The sequence below is a fragment of the Streptomyces sp. NPDC030165 genome, from assembly GCF_055573595.1.
This window is the reverse complement of sequence record NZ_JBVIBD010000070.1, coordinates 1-2,236: the sequence shown is the minus strand read 5'-3', so window position 1 is coordinate 2,236 and position 2,236 is coordinate 1. Positions and strand designations below refer to the sequence as shown.

7 protein-coding genes are annotated in these 2,236 nt (G+C 72.2%); all 7 read left to right on the top strand.

Translation table 11 applies throughout. The features are described 5' to 3' along the window. The coding region (locus ACZ4Z1_RS42395) for a hypothetical protein (protein WP_468492060.1) at positions 1-384 on the top strand (384 nt) is incomplete at its 5' end. After that, positions 381-626, top strand: a complete 246-nt coding sequence (locus ACZ4Z1_RS42390; protein WP_468492059.1) for a hypothetical protein — start codon at positions 381-383, stop codon at positions 624-626. The genes ACZ4Z1_RS42395 and ACZ4Z1_RS42390, both read left to right, overlap by 4 nt. After that, a complete protein-coding gene (locus ACZ4Z1_RS42385; protein ID WP_468492058.1) occupies positions 623-868 on the top strand; it encodes a hypothetical protein in 246 nt (81 codons plus the stop codon). Before ACZ4Z1_RS42390 ends, ACZ4Z1_RS42385 begins: the two co-directional genes overlap by 4 nt. After that, positions 861-1,142 (top strand): hypothetical protein, encoded by a 282-nt coding sequence (locus ACZ4Z1_RS42380; RefSeq protein ID WP_468492057.1) that lies wholly within the window; start codon positions 861-863, stop codon positions 1,140-1,142. Before ACZ4Z1_RS42385 ends, ACZ4Z1_RS42380 begins: the two co-directional genes overlap by 8 nt. A gap of 167 nt (positions 1,143-1,309) precedes the next feature. After that, a complete protein-coding gene (locus tag ACZ4Z1_RS42375) occupies positions 1,310-1,504 on the top strand; it encodes a hypothetical protein (protein ID WP_468492056.1) in 195 nt (64 codons plus the stop codon). Beyond that, a complete protein-coding gene (locus ACZ4Z1_RS42370; protein WP_468492055.1) occupies positions 1,501-1,809 on the top strand; it encodes a hypothetical protein in 309 nt (102 codons plus the stop codon). The genes ACZ4Z1_RS42375 and ACZ4Z1_RS42370 overlap by 4 nt, the downstream gene beginning before the upstream one ends. Beyond that, positions 1,806-2,144 carry a hypothetical protein gene (locus ACZ4Z1_RS42365; protein WP_468492054.1) on the top strand — a complete coding sequence of 113 codons (339 nt, stop codon included), beginning with the start codon at positions 1,806-1,808 and terminating at the stop codon, positions 2,142-2,144. Before ACZ4Z1_RS42370 ends, ACZ4Z1_RS42365 begins: the two co-directional genes overlap by 4 nt. Positions 2,145-2,236: the final 92 nt, after the last annotated feature.

The window sequence follows — 2,236 nt, the reverse complement described above, 5'->3', positions numbered from 1 at the left end:
CGGGTGCTGAAGGCCGCGGAGGGCATCGTGGATGCGGCGTGGCTGGAGACGAAGGCCCGGCTGGTCGCGGCGAAGGCGCTGGGTGAGGAGCCGGACACCGACCCGCTGGACGTGCCGCTGTACATCCCGGATTTCCTGAAGGGCAAGGGCCTGAAGCGCCGGGACATCGAGTCGGCTCAGTCGTGGTTCGGCCGGCGGGCCGCGGTGCTGTATGAGGAGGAGCACGGCTCGAAGCCGGGGAAGCGGCAGACGGACCTGCCGAATGGGTCAGTGCGCGAGACCTACGCCTGGACCCGTCGTCACCTGCCGGTGTTCGAGGAGACGTGGGCCCGCTTCTACGCGGACCGTTACCCCTCGCAGGGGCAGCTCGGCGGTGCGGCATGAGCATCAACCCGATCCCCGTCCCCGTCCCGGACGCGGTGACCGCCCTCAAGGCGGCTCTCCTCCCGCCCCGCGTGGCGGACGCCGTCCGCTCCCAGGCCGACGCGGCGCGCCGGTACGAACTGGCTCGTGGCCCGCTGTACGCGGAGGCCCGCGCGGTGCAGGAGTCCCGTATCGCCCGCGCCAACAAGGTTCTGGCGACCGTTCCCGCCCGGCAGCTGCTGGTTGTGCGAGGTGCGGCATGAGCGCCCGCGATGAGTTGCTGGACGAGTACGGCCGGGCCGACACGGCGCCCCTCGGGACGCCCGCGGAGCTGCGGGCCAAGCTCGCCGCCATCCGCGCCGAGGTGCTGCGCGAAGCCGCGGACGCGGTCGCGTCTGACGCCTTCGGCTACGGCGGCCCGGACCACGACGACGCCTGGACCGCGGCGGAGGAGAAGCTGCGCCGCATGGCCGACGCCGCCGAGGCGGGTGAGTCCCGTGCCTGAACTGTCCCCGGGCCGCCGCGCCCAGATCGACGACCTGCTGTACGACGAGGCTGCCTCTGCCGCCGAACTGCGCGCGGCCGGGCGCGACCTGGCTGCCGAGAACGACCGGCTGCGCATCCGGCTCGCCCGCCTGACCGTCCTGCTGGAGCAGGCGCGGCGTGACGCCAGCACGGCGATTGCCGACCAGGAGCCCACCATCCGCCACCTTGGCAAGCGGTCGCTGCGGCGCCGTGAGCAGCTTCTGTGGCTGATCGCCAAGGGCGGTGAGCGGTGATGGCGACGACGACCCCGCGCCCCGCACGCTTCGCGGCGCTTGATCTCAGTCCGGCTGCCCAGGCGTTTCGCAGCGTTCCTCACAATCCGCATCCGCTGTGTCGTGACTTCGCCCCGAAGCCCGATCCATCCGAGTTCTGGTGTGTCATCTGCGGGTGGAACAGGCCGATGCACGATGACGAGGCGACGCGGATCGCGATCGCCGACGAGCTGGCCCGGTACCACCAGGCAGGGCAGATCGCCGAGCAGGACCACGCCGTCGATGCCGCCGATGCCGCGTTCGCCCGGCTGGCCGTCGAGCACCCCGAGTGCTGCAGCACCGCCGCCGACTACCCCGGCTGGACCTGCGGAGGTTCCTCATGAGCTACAACGCCACGTTCTTCCTGGAGCCGCAGGCCACCGCCCGGTCCGGAGCGGCTCCGCTCTCTGCTCTGTACATCGAGCCCGACGGCTCCATGCAGAACACCATCAACCTGCTGTTCCCGAGTTCCGCGACGCTCGACGAGCAGGTCGCCACGGCGGAACGCATCCTCGCCGCCGTACAGGAGTGGCGGGACAGCATCGTCGCTCACCGCGACCGGCACCGCACCACCGCCGACGAACTCGTGGCGGCCCGCGCGGAGATCGCCCGCCTGAAGGCGGAAGCCGAGGGCGGTGACGACACGTGACCGCCACCGACACCCTGACGGCCCGTGTCATCCGCGCTCTGGCCACGGACGACGACCAGTTCCCGCTGATGCGGAGCTGGCGCACGAGCCGCACCGTCGACGGGCTGCTCCTGCTCTCCGGTGAGCTGGCCGTGCAGCATCCGGCGCTCGTGATGGCGGTGCTGAAGCGGGTTGGCCAGCACCGGCTGCACCGTCAGCTCGACGTGTCCGACCCGGCCCGGCTGGCGGTGGTCTTCACCTGGCCCGAGCCGAGCGCCGAGGTGCCGGTGCCCGACCCGGAGGCGGTCGTCGAGCTGTGGGCGCCGGCTGTGGCGGAGGAGGTGAGGGCCGCGTGATGCGCCGCACCACGATCACCGCCGCCGCGCTCCTGCTGCTGGCGTCCGCGCTGACGGCGTGCACCGCGCCGGATGACGACTGCGAGGACCGG

What these genes read in the sequence shown, in the direction of transcription:
- ACZ4Z1_RS42390 (WP_468492059.1), top strand. Translation starts at nt 381, where the DNA reads ATGAGCATCAACCCGATCCCCGTCCCCGTCCCGGACGCGGTGACCGCC.
- ACZ4Z1_RS42385 (WP_468492058.1), top strand. Translation starts at nt 623, where the DNA reads ATGAGCGCCCGCGATGAGTTGCTGGACGAGTACGGCCGGGCCGACACG.
- ACZ4Z1_RS42375 (WP_468492056.1), top strand. Translation starts at nt 1,310, where the DNA reads ATGCACGATGACGAGGCGACGCGGATCGCGATCGCCGACGAGCTGGCC.
- ACZ4Z1_RS42370 (WP_468492055.1), top strand. Translation starts at nt 1,501, where the DNA reads ATGAGCTACAACGCCACGTTCTTCCTGGAGCCGCAGGCCACCGCCCGG.